Origin of the sequence: Rugosibacter aromaticivorans, from assembly GCF_000934545.1 — a bacterium.
Taxonomy (GTDB): domain Bacteria; phylum Pseudomonadota; class Gammaproteobacteria; order Burkholderiales; family Rhodocyclaceae; genus Rugosibacter; species Rugosibacter aromaticivorans.
Genome location: NZ_CP010554.1, coordinates 1,990,849 through 2,008,931 on the forward strand (window position 1 = coordinate 1,990,849; position 18,083 = coordinate 2,008,931).

At 56.3% G+C, this 18,083-nt stretch carries 23 protein-coding genes and 1 pseudogene; 7 read left to right on the plus strand and 17 right to left on the minus strand.

Annotated elements, in window-relative coordinates; genetic code table 11:
• Positions 1 to 41 precede the first annotated feature (41 nt).
• The 6 genes from PG1C_RS09945 to sdhC all read right to left on the minus strand — a co-directional run bounded on the left by PG1C_RS09945 (position 42) and on the right by sdhC (position 5,521).
• Positions 42 to 2,369, minus strand: a complete 2,328-nt coding sequence (locus tag PG1C_RS09945) for a nitric-oxide reductase large subunit (protein WP_237218141.1) — start codon at positions 2,367 to 2,369, stop codon at positions 42 to 44.
• A gap of 11 nt (positions 2,370 to 2,380) precedes the next feature.
• A complete protein-coding gene (locus tag PG1C_RS09950) occupies positions 2,381 to 2,950 on the minus strand; it encodes a DUF488 domain-containing protein (protein ID WP_202634638.1) in 570 nt (189 codons plus the stop codon).
• A gap of 154 nt (positions 2,951 to 3,104) precedes the next feature.
• The gene (locus PG1C_RS09955; RefSeq protein ID WP_237218142.1) at positions 3,105 to 4,052 is read right to left on the minus strand and encodes a ferredoxin--NADP reductase; all 948 of its coding nucleotides are present in this window, start codon (positions 4,050 to 4,052) and stop codon (positions 3,105 to 3,107) included.
• Positions 4,052 to 4,747, minus strand: coding sequence for a succinate dehydrogenase iron-sulfur subunit (locus PG1C_RS09960; RefSeq protein ID WP_202634639.1), 696 nt, complete (start codon positions 4,745 to 4,747; stop codon positions 4,052 to 4,054). The genes PG1C_RS09955 and PG1C_RS09960 overlap by 1 nt, the downstream gene beginning before the upstream one ends.
• 40 nt (positions 4,748 to 4,787) lie before the next feature.
• On the minus strand, positions 4,788 to 5,126 hold the full coding sequence (gene sdhD / locus PG1C_RS09965) for a succinate dehydrogenase, hydrophobic membrane anchor protein (RefSeq protein WP_202634640.1): 339 nt from the start codon (positions 5,124 to 5,126) through the stop codon (positions 4,788 to 4,790).
• A complete protein-coding gene (gene sdhC / locus PG1C_RS09970) occupies positions 5,123 to 5,521 on the minus strand; it encodes a succinate dehydrogenase, cytochrome b556 subunit (RefSeq protein ID WP_348539340.1) in 399 nt (132 codons plus the stop codon). The genes sdhD and sdhC overlap by 4 nt, the downstream gene beginning before the upstream one ends.
• Before the next feature lie 156 nt (positions 5,522 to 5,677).
• On the opposite strand from sdhC, the gene PG1C_RS09975 reads away from it, so the two are divergent.
• A complete protein-coding gene (locus PG1C_RS09975; RefSeq protein ID WP_202634642.1) occupies positions 5,678 to 5,944 on the plus strand; it encodes a hypothetical protein in 267 nt (88 codons plus the stop codon).
• Positions 5,945 to 5,971: 27 nt separating this feature from the next.
• Here PG1C_RS09975 and PG1C_RS09980 read toward each other — a convergent pair whose 3' ends face one another.
• Entirely contained in the window at positions 5,972 to 7,174 is a 1,203-nt protein-coding gene (locus PG1C_RS09980) for an NnrS family protein (protein ID WP_202634643.1), read from the minus strand.
• Between the two features lie 212 nt (positions 7,175 to 7,386).
• On the opposite strand from PG1C_RS09980, the gene PG1C_RS09985 reads away from it, so the two are divergent.
• Both PG1C_RS09985 and ylqF read left to right on the plus strand, forming a co-directional pair.
• On the plus strand, positions 7,387 to 7,665 hold the full coding sequence (locus PG1C_RS09985; RefSeq protein WP_237218144.1) for an RNA-binding S4 domain-containing protein: 279 nt from the start codon (positions 7,387 to 7,389) through the stop codon (positions 7,663 to 7,665).
• Positions 7,662 to 8,564: a ribosome biogenesis GTPase YlqF gene (ylqF, locus tag PG1C_RS09990; protein ID WP_202634644.1), complete on the plus strand. Its 903-nt coding sequence runs from the start codon at positions 7,662 to 7,664 to the stop codon at positions 8,562 to 8,564. The genes PG1C_RS09985 and ylqF overlap by 4 nt, the downstream gene beginning before the upstream one ends.
• Positions 8,565 to 8,576: 12 nt before the next feature.
• On the opposite strand, the gene PG1C_RS09995 is transcribed toward ylqF, so the two are convergent.
• Both PG1C_RS09995 and PG1C_RS10000 read right to left on the minus strand, forming a co-directional pair.
• Positions 8,577 to 9,137, minus strand: coding sequence for a TVP38/TMEM64 family protein (locus PG1C_RS09995; RefSeq protein WP_237218145.1), 561 nt, complete (start codon positions 9,135 to 9,137; stop codon positions 8,577 to 8,579).
• On the minus strand, positions 9,134 to 9,931 hold the full coding sequence (locus tag PG1C_RS10000; protein WP_202634645.1) for a 3'-5' exonuclease: 798 nt from the start codon (positions 9,929 to 9,931) through the stop codon (positions 9,134 to 9,136). The genes PG1C_RS09995 and PG1C_RS10000 overlap by 4 nt, the downstream gene beginning before the upstream one ends.
• 182 nt (positions 9,932 to 10,113) lie before the next feature.
• On the opposite strand from PG1C_RS10000, the pseudogene cobA reads away from it, so the two are divergent.
• The 4 genes and pseudogenes from cobA to PG1C_RS10020 form a co-directional block, all read left to right on the plus strand.
• A pseudogene (cobA, locus tag PG1C_RS10005) lies at positions 10,114 to 10,857 on the plus strand (uroporphyrinogen-III C-methyltransferase); the annotation flags it as partial.
• On the plus strand, positions 10,850 to 12,397 hold the full coding sequence (locus PG1C_RS10010) for a CYTH and CHAD domain-containing protein (RefSeq protein WP_202634647.1): 1,548 nt from the start codon (positions 10,850 to 10,852) through the stop codon (positions 12,395 to 12,397). The pseudogene cobA and the gene PG1C_RS10010, both read left to right, overlap by 8 nt.
• A 95-nt stretch (positions 12,398 to 12,492) precedes the next feature.
• Positions 12,493 to 12,954, plus strand: coding sequence for a SixA phosphatase family protein (locus tag PG1C_RS10015; RefSeq protein WP_202634648.1), 462 nt, complete (start codon positions 12,493 to 12,495; stop codon positions 12,952 to 12,954).
• 173 nt (positions 12,955 to 13,127) lie between these two features.
• Entirely contained in the window at positions 13,128 to 13,505 is a 378-nt protein-coding gene (locus PG1C_RS10020; RefSeq protein ID WP_237218146.1) for a thioredoxin family protein, read from the plus strand.
• A gap of 19 nt (positions 13,506 to 13,524) precedes the next feature.
• Here the strand turns inward: PG1C_RS10020 and PG1C_RS10025 are convergent, their stop codons facing one another.
• From PG1C_RS10025 to PG1C_RS10055, 8 genes are all read right to left on the minus strand, one after another.
• A complete protein-coding gene (locus PG1C_RS10025; RefSeq protein WP_202634650.1) occupies positions 13,525 to 14,559 on the minus strand; it encodes an NADP(H)-dependent aldo-keto reductase in 1,035 nt (344 codons plus the stop codon).
• Positions 14,560 to 14,647: 88 nt separating this feature from the next.
• Positions 14,648 to 14,827 carry a hypothetical protein gene (locus tag PG1C_RS10030; protein ID WP_202634651.1) on the minus strand — a complete coding sequence of 60 codons (180 nt, stop codon included), beginning with the start codon at positions 14,825 to 14,827 and terminating at the stop codon, positions 14,648 to 14,650.
• A gap of 94 nt (positions 14,828 to 14,921) precedes the next feature.
• Positions 14,922 to 15,056: a hypothetical protein gene (locus tag PG1C_RS14765; RefSeq protein ID WP_257719917.1), complete on the minus strand. Its 135-nt coding sequence runs from the start codon at positions 15,054 to 15,056 to the stop codon at positions 14,922 to 14,924.
• Between the two features lie 215 nt (positions 15,057 to 15,271).
• A complete protein-coding gene (locus PG1C_RS10035; RefSeq protein ID WP_202634652.1) occupies positions 15,272 to 16,243 on the minus strand; it encodes a TerC family protein in 972 nt (323 codons plus the stop codon).
• On the minus strand, positions 16,236 to 16,541 hold the full coding sequence (locus tag PG1C_RS10040) for a YkvA family protein (protein ID WP_202634653.1): 306 nt from the start codon (positions 16,539 to 16,541) through the stop codon (positions 16,236 to 16,238). Before PG1C_RS10040 ends, PG1C_RS10035 begins: the two co-directional genes overlap by 8 nt.
• Complete coding sequence (gene htpX / locus PG1C_RS10045; protein WP_202634654.1) at positions 16,541 to 17,416, minus strand: protease HtpX; 876 nt, start codon at positions 17,414 to 17,416, stop codon at positions 16,541 to 16,543. The genes PG1C_RS10040 and htpX overlap by 1 nt, the downstream gene beginning before the upstream one ends.
• Positions 17,413 to 17,565, minus strand: a complete 153-nt coding sequence (locus tag PG1C_RS10050) for a hypothetical protein (RefSeq protein WP_202634655.1) — start codon at positions 17,563 to 17,565, stop codon at positions 17,413 to 17,415. Before PG1C_RS10050 ends, htpX begins: the two co-directional genes overlap by 4 nt.
• Positions 17,566 to 17,779: 214 nt before the next feature.
• Positions 17,780 to 18,082: a P-II family nitrogen regulator gene (locus PG1C_RS10055; RefSeq protein ID WP_202634656.1), complete on the minus strand. Its 303-nt coding sequence runs from the start codon at positions 18,080 to 18,082 to the stop codon at positions 17,780 to 17,782.
• Position 18,083: the final 1 nt, after the last annotated feature.

Below are 18,083 nucleotides of genomic sequence, written 5' to 3' on the forward strand. Positions count from 1 at the left end.
GACTTTTGTCTTTTTCCTTCCACCATGACGAATATCTTTCGTTAGAGAAGTGGAACACCTGCGGCCCGGATAGTTTTCCTGCCATCGAAATAGGCGCGCACCGCAGCAACCGCGATGGGTACGACACCGAAAACGATGAATACCAGATCACCAGGCAAACGGGACCACTCCAACAACCGCGCAAGATCGCTGCCGGTGTAAGCGAGGCTTCGAGCATGCCAATAGCCGTTCTCCAGCACATCGATCAGTTGGAGGATTCCAGCGGGAAACAGGCTCATGACAACCATCATCAATAGGCCGCCGTTGAGTCCCCAGAAACCAACCCGTATATATTTTTCAAGGTCGCGCCAAAGTGCCTCATCGACTGTCTGTCGAATGGCGAAGACGACGAGGCCGACACCCAGCATGCCGAAGACGCCCATCATCGCGGCATGGCCATGATTGATTGTCAGCAGCGTACCGGTCTCGAAGTAACTGACGATCGGCAGGTTGATGAGGAAACCGAAAATCCCGGCACCGACGAAGTTCCAGAAACCGACCGCCATGAGGAAATGGAAGGTCCATTGATGTGGCACTTCCACTCGCTGGTGACCAATGTCGGCTACTGGCCGGGATAATCTGACAAAATCCCAAGCGTCGAGTGTAATGAGGGTAAGTGGTACCACCTCGAGCGCGGAGAAAAGGGCACTCAAGGCCATGTTAAAGCTCGTCTGCCCTGTCCAATACCAATGATGCCCGGTACCGATAAACCCGCCAGTGAAGTAAAGAATGGCATCGAGATAAATGACGCGCGTTGCCGTAAGGCGTGTGACGACACCGAACTGAAGGAAGATGATCGCTACCATGACGGTCACGAAGAACTCGAAAAATCCTTCGACCCAGAGGTGGATGATCCAGAATCGCCAGGCGTCAACCACCGAGAAATGGGTCGTTCCGTCGAAAAACATCGCTGGCAGATAAAAGACCGGGATCGCAATCGCGGCGCACAAAAACAGGCCGGCGATCTCGCGGCGTTCAGCATTACGCAACGCCGGGGCCAGTGCGCGAACCAGCAGACCAAACCAGAACAGCAGTGCGACTGCGAGCAGCATTTGCCAGGCGCGGCCGAGTTCGAGGTATTCCCATCCCTGATCGCCCAACCAGAACCAAAGCTGCGGCAGCATCTGCCGCATGCCAGCCCATTCGCCCAGCAGGCTGCCGACGACGACAATCACCAATGCCCAGAATAGCGTGTCGATGCCTTTTTTCTGCCCGGCAGGATCACCTCCACCGAGCGCTGCGGCCAGAAAGAGTGCACCAGCGACATAGGCGGTGGCAATCCAGAAGATTGCAAGTTGCAAATGCCAGGTACGCAAGAGGTTGCTCGGTAGCCACGCGGCAAGGTCGAAACCATAAAAAGTGCCCGGGTCGGCGCGATAGTGGGCGACGGCGCCTCCGACCAGGGTTTGCGCCAGAAACAGGAGCGCGACAAGCGCAAAATATTTCAAGGTCGCACGCTGACCTGGGGTCACACGAGCACCCAGCAGCTTCGGGTGCAGATACCCGGGTCTGGCCTGCCAGCCGAGATAATCGAACTTCCCGAAAGCAAGAAGCACCGCCGCGGTGCCTCCGAGCAGGAAGACAAGACTCAACGCGCTCCACAGTACCGCGTCCGCAGTCGGCGTATTCCCTGCCACGGAATCGAAGGGGAAGTTGTTGGTGTACGAATGCGTTGTGCCCGGCCGGTTGGCGACCGACGCCCAGGCGGTCCACGCGACAAATGCGCTGAGTTGCTTCAGATCACCCGGATCCCTGATGGTTCCGGCACCGAGACCGCCGTTTTTCACAGGGCTGGAAAAATACGCGTTCCACGCACTGCTCTGGTGTCGGAACCAGGCTTCGTAGCTGGGTCCGACTGCCAGCACTCCGGTTTGAGCATCGTAGCGGTTCTGCTTGAGCTCAGTACGTACTTCTGCTTCAACAATGGCACGCTGCGCGGGCGTCAAGTTGTCGAATGGAAGGCCGTAGCGCACCTGGGCGAAGCTCGTCGCGATGTGCAGTGCCAGAGTGTGCAGATACTCGGCCGAGAAATCGGGGCCGAGCAAAGCGCCATGACCCCAGATCGATCCGTTGTCCATCAGACCATATTTAAGAAATACCTGTTGGCCATCGCGAATATCTTCGCCGGTGAACAGGACAGACCCGTCAGGGCTCGTCACCTTGCCGGGGATGGGTGGCGCTTCGTGATAGGCCTTGACCGTCAGCAGAAGGAGGACTGAAAAGCCGAGCGCCATGGTGAGAAAGCTGGCACGCCGCCACCACGGTGACAATTTCCCGTTGCGCTGGCTCTCAGACAGTGGCGCTGCTCCGGCGGCAATTTCATTTTGCATATTTGCTCCTTCTATTTACGGTTATCGGCATGGCCAAACTCTGTTGCACCCGAACTCGGATACGTGATTACCGTGCCGTTCACCCGGGCAAAAGAAGTCAGCGCGTGTAGCTGGCGTCGGGTCGGGTTAATGATTTCCTCGACGCGAAGACCGTGTACCATCAAAGCGTCGGCAATTAACGAGCGATGACAGCGCCACGGCACGGCCTCGGCGCACATCAACGCGACTCGCCCCTGTTTTGCCAGTTTCCTAAGGAACGCCAGTTCCTGCGCAAATTCTGCGGTCTGCATGTAGTCGGCGTAACCACGGAATGAAGCGTTTCGCCAACCCCGATTCGGGGACTCCGTCCCCGCGCGGCGAAAGCCCCCCAAACCCGGGACGTGTGCATAGCCGATGTTGGCGGCCTCAAGCGCAGTCGGAAAGGTGTCGCGGTTGAACTGCGGGTTGTGGCGAGAGCGCGGCATGGTACGCACGTCAACGAGCTGGGTCACCGAGTGGGCCGCAAGTAACGCAATAAATTCAGCAAGGGGTCGTGTCGAATGGCCCACGGTCAATACGAGGGGCGGAGAATCCTGCTGCATCATGGTTTCCACAAACCCTGGGGTAGCGCGCAGTCGAGGCAGTCATCCGGGTCGATGACCAGGAAAGCAGTTCCCTCGCGAAAGACGTCCGTAGGGCAGACGTTCACACAGTCGGTGTGTTCGCATCGAATGCGTAACCCGGTCATCGCGAAGGTCATGACGGTTTACTTTGCCAGTAGTTCTCGAACGCAAGTTGCCCGGGTACGGCGCGACGAGTGGTGCGGAAACCGCGCGCCGTGAGTTGCCCGCGCAGTTCACGTGCCATTTCCGGATTGCCGCACACCATGATTCGAGAACGTTGCAGATCAAGTTTTACCCCCGCAGCCTGCTCCAGCCGGCCGTCTTCTACCAGTTGCGGAATGCGCGCCGCCAGGGCGCCGGGCCAGGGCTCCCTCGTGACGACAGGCACATACCGCATTTTCGCCGGCAATGCCGCCAGCAGTGGCTCGTGCGGAATCGCCGCGATCTCATCGCGATAGGCAAGTTCGCCTGCGTAGCGGACGCTGTGGACGAGAACGAGATTGTCGTAGGTCTGCCATGTCGCCGGGTCGCGCAGGATCGCCAGGAACGGACCGAGGCCGGTGCCACTCGCGAGGAGCCAGAGGTCTTTTCCCGGTGCGAGTTGATCAATGGTCATGAAACCATAACTCGCCTTATCCACGCGAATCGTGTCGCCCAGGCGGATATTCGACAAAAGCCTGGAAAAATCACCGCCGGGAACGAGCACGGCGAAGAACTCGAGATGCGGATCGTGCGCGCCGGACACGACCGAGAACGGTCGCCAGACCACGCCATCGTTCGTGTCGTTAAGGCCGAGTCGCGCATAGTGTCCCGGCGTGAAGCGAAAGCCTGGCGCCCGGCTGGTGCGAAAGGACAGCAGGCTGGGCGTCCAGTAACGCAGCGCCAGAATAGTCTCGGCCGTGAAACGCTCAGCGGCGGGCGCGGAATCCATAGCAAGCCCGCCGGAATTGCTTAAAGTATCGACCATGGGGCTCGCATGACCAGCGCATGTCGCACCGCCTTCATTCTCCCAGCGTTCGGTTGCGAGCCGAGAGGTCTTTTTATCCGCAACAGAAGAAGGATCAAATAGTGGATCAGCCATTAAAACGACTCCTTGACCATCATCAACCGGATCTTCTCGATCGCACGGGACGGAACCAGACCTTTGGGGCAAACCTCGGTACAGTTCATGATTGAGCGGCAGCGGAACAGCCGGTAAGGGTCGTTCAAGTCATCAAGCCGTTCCTGCGTGGCTTGATCCCGGCTGTCAATAATGAAGCGATACGCCTGCAAAAGACCGGCCGGGCCGACAAACTTATCCGGATTCCACCACGACGAAGAACACTGGCTCGTACAACATGCGCACAGGATGCACTCGTATAAACCACTCAGCTTCTCCCTGTCTTCAGGCGACTGCAAGCATTCCCTTTCTGGCGCGGGTTCATTGTTGATCAGGTAAGGTTTGATCGAATGATACTGTTTAAAGAACTGCGTCATGTCGACCACCAGGTCGCGAATGACCGGGAAGCTCGGCAAGGGACGCAACTTGATAGGCTGCTTTAATGACCTCACCGGGGTAATGCAAGCCAGTCCGTTGCGGCCGTTGATGTTCATCGCGTCAGAGCCGCACACGCCTTCGCGACAAGACCTCCTGAAGGTGAGGGTATCATCCTGAACCTTGAGACGCACAATGACATCCAGCAGCATCTGGTCGGTTGTCTCCAGTTCAATCTCGTAATCCTGCATGTACGGCTTCTCATCCTGTTCTGGATTGAAGCGAAAAATCGACAGTTTCATTGCGGTCTCCTGACACTCATCCCGCACCCGGGTGTGCGCTTTAGCTGTGCTCCCTCAATAAAATCCGCATGACCCATGCCGTAATCGCCACCAGGCCGATACCCAGCAACGTCAGCGCGAAAATGCGCAAGGCAAGCGGATGAATATAGTCCATCAGCACATCCCGGACACCCACCCAGACATGCAACATCAATGCGGCAAAAAAGATAAGGGTAGCGATGCTGACACCGGAGCTCATCATCCAGCCATGCCAAGCCTGATAAGAATCTGGCGATTCGACAAGGAAATGAGTCAGAAAAAAAATGATGAACAAGAGCATGTAAATCGCACTGATTCGCTGCAACAGCCATGCGCGCAACCCTGTGACCGTCCTTCTCACAGAAATACTCCAGTTGCGAGCAGCGCCACGACCACGCTGCCGAGATTCACGATCCAGGCGCTGCGGCGCGCGGCAGACAACTGCGAACCGACGTCGATATCGCTCAATAGATGGCGTACTCCGGCCAACAAATGATGCGTCAGTGCCCAAATCAGAATGATCGCTGCCACCCTGAAAGCGCGCTTGTCGAACCAGGCAAGCACTTGTGCATAGCCTTGCGGACCTTGCAGCGACAAATCGAGCACGTAAACACTGAATGGAATACTGAGCGCCAGAAAGATGCCTGTTACCCGATGGGTAATGGACGTCAGCGCACCTACCGGCATCTGGATCTGCAGTAAGTTAAAAAACACGGGTCTTCGCTTTTTTGATTCTGCCATAGCACCCATACGCATTTATGAAAACACCGGAGTAGCCGCAGCGTGTCTGAAGTTTCCCGTTCGGAGTTTTCGAAAATCAACCTGACACGGGGCTTGAGATTACCGTCATGTTGACGGTTTCTGTACGATGATGGTCACGAGCATGGAGGCATCCTCCATTGCCCGCAGCATATGCGGTACTTTGCCCACCAGCTACATGAAGTCGCCGGTGCGCATGATCTTGCAACTGCTGTGGGCAGTGACATCACCCGCACCCTCGAGGCCGTGCATCGTCATCGGGCCTTCGATCGCGTACTCGGGCAACTCCTTGCCTGCGGGCAGGACGATTCGCATGACCCTGAGCTGCTCGTCGTGCAAGAACGCGTGGACTACGTGCCATTGAGCGGCGCGCCCAATGGTCGAATGTCGATGATTTTGCCGGACGAGCATGATGAGTAGCCATAATGACTCCTGTAAAAAGTGGTTTTACCCTGACTTGCCATCCAGGCGGGGACGCGTGAGTACCGGCCAATAGCGTACCGCATACAAACCAAATGCCGCAGCCCACAGCAGCGCCGATAGCTGAACGCTCGCCATAGTCAGATCAGAGGACACAATGCCGCCAAAAACACGCACAACGGCTGCGAGCTGAATCAGCAAAAAAATAATCATCTCAGCGCCGTCTGCAATCAAGGGGCGCCCCGTATGGCCGCGCGCAGTTCGCGTCATCATGCCCAGCGTTAACCCGCCAATGGCGCCAACGGTGAGCGCATGTGTTGCATACGACCCTGTCAAGAGCTCCAGCGCATTCAAGCCGCGCATCGCCAGATGCACCACGATCCAAAGGTATGCGGCATGAAGTATCCATACCAGTGGTGCAGCAAGCGTGCGCCACGGTTTCCACAGAGACAGGCGCACACCATGCACTAGCGCGCTGAGCAGCGCAATGATAGCGATGGCGGTCTGGGGCAATTGCAGCAGATCTGCCAGGAACAACAGTATGACAGTGCCCAGCGCGAATTTTTCCACCGGCGCGTGACGTGTTGCGTTGGCACCGGGTACGCCGTTGTTGGTAAACATCGGGATCACGCGGCCACCCATGACCACCATGATGAACAACACCACATCCAGCGCAAGTTGCAAACCCAAACGTGGTGGCCATTCGAGGTACTCCTGTAACGCCAGATGCACCGCAAGAACAAGCGCACCCATCAATATCAGCAGCCCCGCAAAAAAATAATTGCGGACATTACGCGCTCGAAACAACGGAATGCCAATCGCCCACGCGATAGCGACAGGAAAAGCCGCATTTACCACAGCGGCCGTCATGGCGAACGGCGTCAACACCAAAACCCTGCCACAAACCCAGAGCGCTGCCAATGCCATCAACGGAAGACCACTGGCTGTCGGCTGGTTGGTCCAGGCACGCACGGCAGTCAGCAGAAAGCCCGCGATGACAGCCGTCGTGTATCCGAACAGCATTTCATGGCCGTGCCATACCGAGCCTTGCAGGTATGTGGAAGGAAGGTAGCCTGCAAACTGCGCGGCCCAAAGCAGCACGCTGAAGGCGCTGAAAATGCTCGCCAGCAGGTAAAACGGACGAAAACCCAAATTCCATAGCGCGAAGCCGACGGCATCTGCCTGGTCTGTAGTGGGTCGGATAGATTGGATCAGTGGTTGCTTATGCATGGAAAGTTACGGCAATCCAATATGTTTCGGGCGTTACCGTTACAACGTCGCAGGATAAAATTTCAATCATCAATTCTTGAATAGTAAGCGCATTGTGAGCCGCTTGCAAAATCCAGAAGCCCACGCGCCGTGTTTGCACTCAGAAAAGAGTCTGAAACACGCCGCAGGACGCAGTAGAATCAGCCCTCCCCATACATATATATGCATATTTCATGCAGACATTCCTGTCTGCTGACTCTTTCCGGAGCCTCGACTTGGCAATCCACGACTTTCCACTGCAAGGTGACTTCATTGAGCTCAATGTGCTGCTCAAATTGATAGGCCTCGCCCCCTCGGGCGGCGCTGCCAAGGCCATGATTGCAGAAGGCGCTGTACGCGTGGGGCAAACTATCGAAACCCGCACACGACGCAAACTCCGCGCAGGCGATGTCGTGCAGCTGGGTGACGACACCCTGCGCATCGTTGTCGCCAACGGAACAGACACCTCATGAGCATTCAATGGTTCCCCGGTCACATGACCTCGGCCCGCCGCAAGGCGGCAGAAACGCTGGCGCTGACTGATGTCGTGATTGAAGTGTGCGATGCGCGTTTACCCGAGGCCAGCAGTAATCCGATGATCCGCGAATTGCGCCTGCATCGCCAGCGCCCTTGCCTTAAGCTGCTCAACAAAGCTGATCTGGCCGACCCCATAGCCACTGCCGCTTGGCTCGATTTTTACAACGCCCAGCCCGGTGTTAAAGCGTTCGCCATTGCCTGCAAAAAACCTGGCGATGCCGCGCGCGTGCCTGCGCTGTGCCGCACCTTGGCACCGCATCGCAACACCGGCGTCAAGCCGCTACGCATGTTGATTATGGGCATTCCGAATGTGGGTAAATCCACTCTGATGAATGCCTTGCTCAAACGCCGCGTAGCGGCTGTGGGTGATGAACCCGCAGTCACCAAATCACAACTGAGCCAAGATCTCGGCGGCCACATGACCATCACCGACACACCCGGGCTGATGTGGCCAAAAATCACGCACGATAGCGATGGCTTCATGCTCGCGGCCTGCCATGCCATTGGCCGCAACGCCGTGATTGATTCGGATGTCGCCACGTTTCTTGCCGATTTTCTGCTCAAGAATTACCCCACACTGATTGCCGCGCGTTATGGCTTTGATACAGACAGCATGGATGGCATTGGCGTTCTCGAAGCCGTGGCAATAAAACGAGGTTGCTTGCAGCAAAGACGCGGCAAAGAGCTTGACCTGGAAAAAGCCGCGATGATTTTTCTGACCGACTATCGCAATGGCAAATTGGGCCGCATCACCCTGGAAACCCCGGCGAGCCGCGCCGCCATGTTGGAGCAAGCAGGCGCGGCACTAACCGCTACAACCGAACGTGCCGACTAAGCCACCAAGGCACTAAGTAATCTTTAACAGATGGGCCAGCGTGTCGAAAAATACGCAATACAGCGTAATTGGCAGTGGCAAACCCAGTAAAGTGCCGATCATATAGTGGCGGAACCGAATGCCAGACAACGCCAGTGTGTAATTGAGCGCAGGCACGGTTTGAAAGAAAACCCGCAACAGCGCCACGCTTGCGACTGGCCGAGCATCCAGCTGACGAAAAATACGCATGGCGGTTTTATTTTTCATCTCCCGCAAAGCATCCCCGCCCAAAAAGCGGATGCTAAAAAACGTCACTCCACACGAAATAACTGCCGCAATATAAGTCACCACCCCACCCCAGAAGGCGCCTAATGCAAGCACGGCTGACGCCAGAAAAATCCAGCCTGGAATGTGCACCAGATTCCCCAGCGAAAACACCGCCACAAAAATAAGCAGGCCACCCACTTCGTGCGTCAGAATAGTTTGCCGCAGATAGGCTAGCGTGAAATGATCGCGCAGACCGGAAAACTCAAAAATAGCGAGCATTGCCCCCAGAAATAATAAAACGCCCAGTAAACGCTGATAACGGCTCAAGGCGATGACCCCACCCAAGCAGCAAGAAACTCGCGCCAGTGCGGCGCATCAATCGCAGCGAGACTCGTCTTTACCAGCGCAATTTCACTCTCATGCTCGGCTGCGGTGAACACGCCGCGCATGAGTTGAAAGCGCAGAAAAACCAGCCAGGTATTCACCACATCGGTTTCGCAATAATCGCGAATTTCGTCTATTCGCCCGTCACACCAGGCACTCCACACGGCGGAGCCATCCATGCCCAGCTTGCCGGGCAGGCCCATGAGCCGCGCCAGTTGATCGAGCGGCGCATTGGCGCGCGCTTGATACATGGCAAGCAGATCCATCAAATCAAGATGTCTCGCGTGATAACGGCTGATGTAGTTGTTCCATTTGAAATCCCGCGAATCACGGTAATCGCCTTCGCCCATATCCCAGTATCGCGGCGCGGTGACGTTGTGCATCAATCCGCGATAATGCAGCACGGGCAGATCAAAACCGCCGCCATTCCACGACACCAATTGCGGCGTGAATTTTTCTACGCCATCGAAAAACCGCTGGATGATTTCGCCTTCATTTGATTTCGGCTCGGCCAATGACCAGACACGAAAGCCTTCGTCGCTGCGCAAGGCACAGGAAATAACCGCAATGCGTTGCAGGTGCAAAGGCAAAAAATCACTGCCGTTTTTTGCCCGCTGCCGCTGCATGGCCAACTCAGCCACCTCACTATCCGCCAGCGTGGCTGGCAACTCGTGCAAAAGGCGCAAGCCAGCAATATCGGGGATGGTTTCGATGTCGAAAACGAGCGTGGGAATCATGACGCGTACCCTGTAACAAGATTTGAAAAAGTCGGCGCTGGTGATACAGCGCGCAACGTTGCGAGAGCGAAGAATTATAGCGGGGCACTGCCAGCACGCTGGGTATCTGCTCGGTATGCCACTGAATATGCCAAACTGATAGCATAGCGGACATGAAAAAAATGCCACAACACGCCCAGCCCGGATGGGTTTATCTGGTCGGTGCCGGCCCCGGCGACCCGGACCTGCTCACCTGCAAAGCCGCGCGTCTGATCGCTGAGGCGGATGTCATCGTCTATGACAATCTGGTAGCTCCGGCCATACTTGAACTCGCGCGCATCGATGCCAAGCGCATCTATGCTGGCAAGCAACGTGGCGACCATGCGTTGGCGCAGGAAGAAATCAATCATCTGCTGGTGCGGCTGGCGCAAGCGGGCCACCGTGTGGTGCGTTTAAAAGGCGGCGACCCTTACATCTTCGGGCGCGGTGGCGAGGAAGTCGAAATTCTGGCGGCGGATGGCATTCCCTTCGAGGTCGTGCCCGGCGTCACTGCAGCAGCCGGCGTTGCCGCCTATGCTGGCATTCCGCTCACGCACCGCGACCATGCGCAAGCCTGCGTTTTTGTCACCGGGCACCTCAAAGATGGCAGCATGAATCTCGACTGGCCGGGTCTGGCCCGCCGCCGCCAGACCGTTGTCATCTACATGGGGCTCTTGGGCCTGCCCATACTGTGCGAAAAGCTGATGGCGCATGGCCTGCCGCCCGACTGGCCCGCCGCCATCGTGCAGCACGGCACACAACCCAGCCAGCGCACTGTGACCGGCACCCTGGCGACCCTGCCTGCGCTCGCCGCAGCAGCACAACTACGCGCACCGACATTGATCATCGTGGGCACCGTGGTTACTCTGCATCACAAGTTGCAGTGGTTCGCTGAACAGCATGGCTGAAGAAGTCGAGCTCAAACTAGCGCTGGCAGAAAAAGAGCAGCGGCGTTTTTTGCGCCATCCTTTGCTCAAGCAAGCCGTGCATCGCCAGACGGAAACACTGGACAACATTTACTACGACACACCTGATCTCGCCCTACGCCGCCACGGCATTGCCCTGCGCTTGCGACGCCAAGGCAGGCGCTGGCTGCAAACAGTGAAATTGACAGGCACAGCCACCGCTGGCCTGGCTAGCCGCCCGGAATGGGAAACACCCTACGCCGGTCGGTTGGATTTTTCTGCTATCTCTGCGGCAAAGGTGCGCACATGGCTGCAACGTCCGCACTTGCTGGCACAACTTACCCCCATTTTCGAGACCCGTTTTCAACGCCAAACCTGGCGCTTTGAGGCCGCTCCCGGCGCAGTACTGCTCACGCTTGATCGCGGCTGGATTACGGCTGGCGACCAGCGCACAGCTATTTCTGAAGTTGAGCTGGAACTAGCCAATGCCCCTCTTAATGCACTCTTTGATCTGGCACTGCCGCTGACGGAAAGCCTGGTGCTCACGCCCGCAGTGCGCTCCAAGGCCGAGCGGGGATATCAGCTACACAGCCACACCCCGCCGCAACCTGTCAAAGCTGCTGACGTATCGCTCACCAGCAATCTGTCGCCGCTAGCGGCTTTTCGCAGCATAGCCCTTGCCTGCCTCGAACATTTACAGCAAAACCACCACGGCGCGTTGCATACGGAAGACCCTGAATACATTCACCAGATGCGAGTAGCCATGCGCCGGTTGCGCGCCGCACTACGATTTTTTTCACCCCGCCTACCCGCGAGCTTTACCCGGCCGCTAAAAGATGCCTTCACGCCGCTCATGATTCAGCTCGGCCAGGTGCGTGATCTGGATGTGCTACACACCGACATTGCCGCACCAGTGCTTACCGCAATGACTGACGGCCCGCGCAAACCACCTCTGACGGCATTGTTAGCGGCCATAAATCAGCAACGGCAGCACGTCCGCAAACAAGCCCTTGCGCTGCTTGATTCACCAGCTTATGGACACGCCCTGCTCACCGCATTACAAACACTCTATCAGCAAGAAGCCGACTCGCACACCAACCCCAACTTACCCCTCTCTCGCTTCGCTGCAACACGTCTGCACACCTTGGGGAAACACGTCTCGCGGCGGATACGCGCCGTGCACCATGAAAACCCAGGCAACCCGGACAATCCAGCATCGCTGCATGCCCTACGCATTGCCATCAAGCGTTTACGCTACGCCCTGGAATTTTTTAGCCCACTCACTGAGTTGAAAGCCGAGTTAAAAAAACAGCAACCGATTTTGCGCCAACTCACGCGCCTGCAAGACATTTTGGGGCAGCTCAACGACCTCTCTCAAGCCGGAAAATGGCTAATGACATGCGCCGGGGAAGACGCCTCCCTGCACGAGGCGGTTACCCTGATCGGTCACTGGCACGGCACACGCTATGTGCAATTGCTGGCAAGCCTGCCCCTCGCCTTGCGTCGTCTTGAAAAGCAATTGGAAACCCTTAAGCTGCGGTGACCGCCATCTCTCTGCGCCGTATAAACAGCCCGTCACACGCGTGTCATGTTCAGCGCCTACACTCGTGTCATGCAAATGATCATTGGAATAATGCAATGGATTTGATTCTCTGGCGCCATGCCGAAGCAGAAGAAGGTGGAGAAGCTCTACCCGACCACAAACGCCGCTTAACCTCTCGTGGCGAGAAACAGGCCAAAAAAGTGGCACACTGGCTACACCAGAATTTACCCCGCAAGCGCCGCATTCTTGTCAGCCCGGCTGAGCGAACGCAGCAAACAGCCAACGCGCTCGAACTGCCCTACAAGGTTGAAAAAAAAGTCGGCGTTGGTGCAACGGTGGCCGATATTCTCGCGGCGTCCAACTGGCCTGAAGACCCCGGCGCGGTTGTGATTGTTGGCCATCAGCCCACGCTGGGGCGGGTAGCCGCCTTGTTGCTTAGTGGTGAAGAAAACGACTGGCCCATGAAAAAAGGTGCAGTCTGGTGGTTCTCCAGCCGGATGCGCGAAAGTGAACCGCAGATCGTGCTGCGCGCTGCTATCAATCCAGACTTTCTGTAGGCGGAAAATTGCTGCGCCAGATTGGCGTAGCAAAAAAACAAGAAATCACACGTAGAGCGCATCGGCGACGCCGCACGGTAAAATCAGCCGATTGGGGAAACCCGCTATCTGTGCAATAACCTCCGCCCGTGCATCCCGCCGTGTCGAACCCAACACTCCCTGCAGATTTTTTGGTGGCCTGCTTATGCGCTGAGTGGTGCGGCACCTGTCGCGACTATCGCGCAGGCTTTAGCGCACTAGCCACGCAGTTTGCAGATACCGCATTTCGCTGGATCGATATTGAGGACGCGGCCGATGCGATTAATAGCATCGATGGAATCGGCGATATGGATTTCGAAAACTTCCCCACCTTGCTCATTTTTAATCACGACAAGGTGGTTTTTTTCGGCCCCATGCTGCCCCAGCCGTGGCTACTGGAGCGCACATTCAACGCACTGCGCGCCCTTAACGGTGACGCCTTAACAAGCTATATTTCAGCCAACGAAATGCATCGCCAATGGCAGCGCTTTCAGCCCTTGCGCGCGATATTGTTCGCCTATCCGCCAGCGTAACGCTCCCTGCCTCCGGGTGTTACGGTGCTGGATTCGTATAACGCAAATGTAGTGCTTCGATCTCCTGCAAAACATCTTCCGCCAACGGCTGCGCACAAGCAGCAATATTTTCTTTTAGCTGCGCCAAGCTTGTCGCGCCAATAATCGTGCTGCCAACAAACCAGCGTGACGCCACAAAAGACAGGGCCAATTGCACAGGTGTCATGCCGTGACGGCTGGCCAGATCAACATACGCGGCAACCGCTGGTGACATGTTAACTTTTGTGTAACGCTGAGCAAAAGCACCAAACAGCGTTGCCCGGCCCCGTGCCTTTGGATCAGCCAAATACTTGCCCGACAAAAAACCAAACGCCAAGGGGGAGTAAGCCAGCAACGACACCTGCTCGCGATAGCCGATTTCGGCCAGGCCCATCTCCCACGTCCGGTTAAGCAAGCTGTAGGCATTCTGAGTCGACACGACACGCGGCAAGCCATGCGCTTGGGCCACCTGCAAAAACTGCATCACGCCCCACGGCGTTTCGTTGGACAAACCGATATGGCGAATCTTGCCTTCCTTCACCAGTTCATCGAGCGCTTGCAGGGTTTCCACAAACGACACAAAGGCGCGTTCTTTCTGCGGTTCAAACTGATATTGACCAAACGTAGGCACATTGCGATCCGGCCAGTGCAGCTGGTAAAGATCGATATAGTCCGTTTGCAGGCGAGCCAGGGAGCCATCAACCGCCGCGCGCAGATTTTTGCGGTCGAACGTCAGCGTTCCATCGCGTATCCAGTCTATCCGACCTGTACCCGCCGCCTTGGTGGCAAGCACAACACGATCCCGCGCCTGATGCTTCAACCAGGTGCCGATAGTGCGCTCCGTCGCACCGGTAGTTTCCGCCCTGGGCGGCACCGGATACATCTCAGCGGTATCAATGAAATTGATGCCTTGGGTAAACGCGTAATCAAGCTGTTCATGCGCTTCGGCCTCGCTATTTTGCTGGCCGAAAGTCATGGTGCCAAGACACACGGAGGAGATCCGCAGATCACTTTTCCCCAAGTTTACAAATTTCATTTCTTCCACTCCCTTTCAGTCAATGCATGATCGCCACATCGCTGATTTTCAATCAGCGCCCAACTGACAATATCAGGAAGTTCCATCTTTAGCGAGCACCACAGTCCTGATATGCAGCACGTGCGCCACCCCAAGTTTGAACCCCGCCAGAAACAACAGCACGGCGATACCCACCACACCGTAGGCGATAAGAACGGACTAGTTCAGCCGCGCTGGAAATGATGGCGATGAGGAACAGCGGGATGAGTTTTGTAGAGGGTTCGTGCATGGTCAGCGCGCCTCATTCAGCCATGCATCAAATCGTCACCAAACATATGGAGATGAAGAACACAGCCGCGATAGCGGCAGCAAGGTTATCAACGTCATGGACGCCGTGATGCCAGCGCCGACTTTTCGTCGCTGGCTTCCAGGCTCTTGGACACTGCATGCGATTCGCCATTGAGCGCGGCTTCCGTCCGAAATTCCGGCGCTCTTTTGTCTTGCGGTATGTGCTCCATTACCTTCCCCTGCTAGTCTAATTTTACGAATTAAAGGACGCTATTTTTTCGACATGCCTCAGGTTTCCATAGCCTGCATAATGGCGGATTTTTTACTACTACACATCCTGCATGATGAACAGGGCCAAGATAGCCAGCCTCACGGCTATTTTTATACCGAAATATCGATTAGGCTAAGCTTCAAGCATGATGTTTTTCATCATCAGCAGAAAAAATCAAAACGAAGGTTTGTTGCGTGTAGCAATCAGGCTGGCGAGAACACTAGATCCGATCAAGACGGCAACAATGGCCAGGGAAGCTGCCACCGGCACGTGATACCACGGCATGATGAGCACTTTGGCGCCGATGAAGGTGAGCACCATAGCCAGACCATATTTCAGCAGATGAAAACGGTCCGCCACGTCAGCCAGCAGAAAATACAACGCCCACAGACCCATGATGGCGAAGATGTTCGAGGTGAAGACAATGAAGGGATCGGTAGTGATGGCAAAAATAGCCGGGATCGAATCCACCGCAAACACCAAGTCAGTGACTTCGATCAGGATGAGCACCAGGAACAGCGGCGTGAAATAGCGCACGCCGTCCTTCATTACGGAAAATTTCTCACCGTGATGATCATATGAGATGCGTAAATGCCGACGTGCGAACTTCAATACCGGGTTCTTTTCCAGATCGGGCGTCTTTTCCGCCATGACCAGCATGCGCATGCCGGTAATCACCAGAAAGATGCCAAAGATATAAAGCACCCATGAAAATTCACGCACCACCCAAGCACCGGCCAGGATCATGATGGCGCGCATGACGATAGCACCCAGCACACCATAAATGAGCACCCGACGCTGGTATTCGGCGGCGACGTGGAAGGACGAGAAGATCAGCAGGAAGATAAACACGTTATCCACAGACAGCGACTTCTCGATCAAGTAGCCCGTAAGAAATTCCAGCGCCTTCTTGTCAGCAATCTCCGCGCCCACCGTGCCATTCAAATACCACCACAAACCAGCGCTGAAAATAAGCGCCAGACTGAACCAGGCCATCGACCAGAGTGCAGCTTCCTTGACGCTGACCTTGTGCACCTTCCTGCCACCAAACACGAACAGATCAAGCGCCAGCATGACCAGCACGAAAGCGATGAAGCCGGCCCCCCCCCACATCCAGGGTTCACCGATGGAGATTGTGTTATTCATGCTGAAGTATCCGATGGTTTTTCAAAAGGGGGGTTTGCGCTCGACACTCGTCCATGACGGCGGACGGGATCAGGCGCAACGCCAGCCAGACCAGGCCCGGCACGATGATGAGATCGTCTAGATGGCCGATGACTGGCAGGAAATCCGGGATCAGGTCGAACGGCAACAGGGCGTAGCCAACGGCCAGTCCCAACAACGCCTTGGCGAACCAGGGCGTATCCGGATGGCGTAGCGCGCAGCGGTAGATCTCAAACTCGCGCTTGAACGCCGCTGCCAGCGCGGCCAGCCGCCCGCGCATCACTGTGCTGCCTTGAGCGCCGCGATGCGCTCTTCCAGCGGAGGGTGCGTCATGAACAGGCGTTTGATTCCGGACGCGCCGCCGCCAGCGATGCCAAAAGCCGCCATCCTCTCCGGCAGCGGCGCCGGATGCTGGCTATCGAGGCGCTCCAGCGCAGCGATCATGTTTTTCCGTCCAGCCAGGCTGGCGCCGCCACGGTCGGCACGGAATTCGCGCTGGCGCGAGAACCACATGACGATGATTGATGCGAGGACACCCAGCACTAGTTCAGCAATGATCATGGTGACGAAAAAAGCCGGGCCGCCACTCCGTTCACTCTTGAACACGACACGATCGACGGTATGGCCGATCACTCGCGAAAGAAACATCACAAAGGTGTTCACCACCCCTTGGATCAGCGCCAGCGTCACCATGTCGCCATTCGCGATATGGGCGATTTCGTGCCCGAGAACGGCTTCGGCTTCTTCGCGCGTCATCTGCTGCAACAGCCCGGAAGACACAGCGACCAGAGAATTGTTCTTGCTCATGCCAGTGGCAAAAGCATTCACCTGGGGTGAATCGAAAATGCCGACTTCCGGCATCTTGACGCCCGCATTCACCGCGTATTTGCGGATGGTGTCGATTAGCCAGAATTCGGTCGAGTTCGAGGGCGCCTCGACCACCCGCACGCCCATCGACTTCTTGGCCATCCATTTGGAAATCGCCAACGAGATGAATGACCCGCCAAAACCCATGACCGCAGTGAAGATCAGCAGCGACTGGAGATTCAATCCCTGCTCAGTGAGGTAAGGCTCAACGCCAAGCAGACGCATGCTAAGGGACAACACCAGCACGATGGCGAAGTTGGTAGCAAGAAAAAGAACAATACGTTTCATGGGGATTCCTCCGGGATTGCAAAAATCAGGGTCTGCTTTGCTCTGTGCAACAGCAGTGTCTTCAGTTCGCGCAAATCTTCGCGCATGGTACTCACCTCGGCATGCGGATCGGCCTCGATATACGCCCGTACCGCCTTCTTGTATTCCATCTCGATGCAGGGGCATTAACGGTGATGGCAATAAACAGGATCAGGGGCATGCTGCCGCTCTGGACGCGGGGATGTTCAAAGCAGTATGCAGGCAGTTGCACCAGCTGCCGTCAATGAACTTAGAGATCATGCCATGCATCGCGTGTTCATTCTCATCGACAAAAATTCAGCAGAACGGCGGATGACAGGGCATTGCGCTTCATTTGATGCACCTTCAAAATTTCTCCGGACGCAATATCTCGACATCACTCATGAACAGGATCATGGCGTAGTTGTCGTAGTAGCGCGTCCGCAAGTGCAGTGCGATGGCGCGGGCCGTCGCGTCGTCGCAAAGCACTTCCACCCGGATGTTGCTTGCCTCGCCCCAACCGGCATCGCGCACGCCGCGGCTGCCTTTGCCACGCGCATCGGTGACGGTATAACCGTGCGCACCCAGCCGCTCCATATCGGCCAGCAGATCGCGCTCGATAGCAGATTCGGTAATAACAGTCAGCAGTTTGCGGTATTCGTTGGACATG

Excerpts from the sequence above, each read along its gene's own strand:
- PG1C_RS09945 (WP_237218141.1), bottom strand. The coding sequence starts at position 2,369 with ATGCAAAATGAAATTGCCGCCGGAGCAGCGCCACTGTCTGAGAGCCAG.
- PG1C_RS09950 (WP_202634638.1), bottom strand. The coding sequence starts at position 2,950 with ATGCAGCAGGATTCTCCGCCCCTCGTATTGACCGTGGGCCATTCGACA.
- PG1C_RS09955 (WP_237218142.1), bottom strand. The coding sequence starts at position 4,052 with ATGGCTGATCCACTATTTGATCCTTCTTCTGTTGCGGATAAAAAGACC.
- PG1C_RS09960 (WP_202634639.1), bottom strand. The coding sequence starts at position 4,747 with ATGAAACTGTCGATTTTTCGCTTCAATCCAGAACAGGATGAGAAGCCG.
- sdhC (WP_348539340.1), bottom strand. The coding sequence starts at position 5,521 with ATGCGTATGGGTGCTATGGCAGAATCAAAAAAGCGAAGACCCGTGTTT.
- PG1C_RS09975 (WP_202634642.1), top strand. The coding sequence starts at position 5,678 with ATGCGGTACTTTGCCCACCAGCTACATGAAGTCGCCGGTGCGCATGAT.
- PG1C_RS09980 (WP_202634643.1), bottom strand. The coding sequence starts at position 7,174 with ATGCATAAGCAACCACTGATCCAATCTATCCGACCCACTACAGACCAG.
- PG1C_RS09985 (WP_237218144.1), top strand. The coding sequence starts at position 7,387 with ATGCAGACATTCCTGTCTGCTGACTCTTTCCGGAGCCTCGACTTGGCA.
- ylqF (WP_202634644.1), top strand. The coding sequence starts at position 7,662 with ATGAGCATTCAATGGTTCCCCGGTCACATGACCTCGGCCCGCCGCAAG.
- PG1C_RS10000 (WP_202634645.1), bottom strand. The coding sequence starts at position 9,931 with ATGATTCCCACGCTCGTTTTCGACATCGAAACCATCCCCGATATTGCT.
- PG1C_RS10010 (WP_202634647.1), top strand. The coding sequence starts at position 10,850 with ATGGCTGAAGAAGTCGAGCTCAAACTAGCGCTGGCAGAAAAAGAGCAG.
- PG1C_RS10015 (WP_202634648.1), top strand. The coding sequence starts at position 12,493 with ATGGATTTGATTCTCTGGCGCCATGCCGAAGCAGAAGAAGGTGGAGAA.
- PG1C_RS10025 (WP_202634650.1), bottom strand. The coding sequence starts at position 14,559 with ATGAAATTTGTAAACTTGGGGAAAAGTGATCTGCGGATCTCCTCCGTG.
- PG1C_RS10030 (WP_202634651.1), bottom strand. The coding sequence starts at position 14,827 with ATGCACGAACCCTCTACAAAACTCATCCCGCTGTTCCTCATCGCCATC.
- PG1C_RS14765 (WP_257719917.1), bottom strand. The coding sequence starts at position 15,056 with ATGGAGCACATACCGCAAGACAAAAGAGCGCCGGAATTTCGGACGGAA.
- PG1C_RS10035 (WP_202634652.1), bottom strand. The coding sequence starts at position 16,243 with ATGAATAACACAATCTCCATCGGTGAACCCTGGATGTGGGGGGGGGCC.
- PG1C_RS10040 (WP_202634653.1), bottom strand. The coding sequence starts at position 16,541 with ATGCGCGGGCGGCTGGCCGCGCTGGCAGCGGCGTTCAAGCGCGAGTTT.
- htpX (WP_202634654.1), bottom strand. The coding sequence starts at position 17,416 with ATGAAACGTATTGTTCTTTTTCTTGCTACCAACTTCGCCATCGTGCTG.
- PG1C_RS10050 (WP_202634655.1), bottom strand. The coding sequence starts at position 17,565 with ATGGAATACAAGAAGGCGGTACGGGCGTATATCGAGGCCGATCCGCAT.
- PG1C_RS10055 (WP_202634656.1), bottom strand. The coding sequence starts at position 18,082 with ATGTCCAACGAATACCGCAAACTGCTGACTGTTATTACCGAATCTGCT.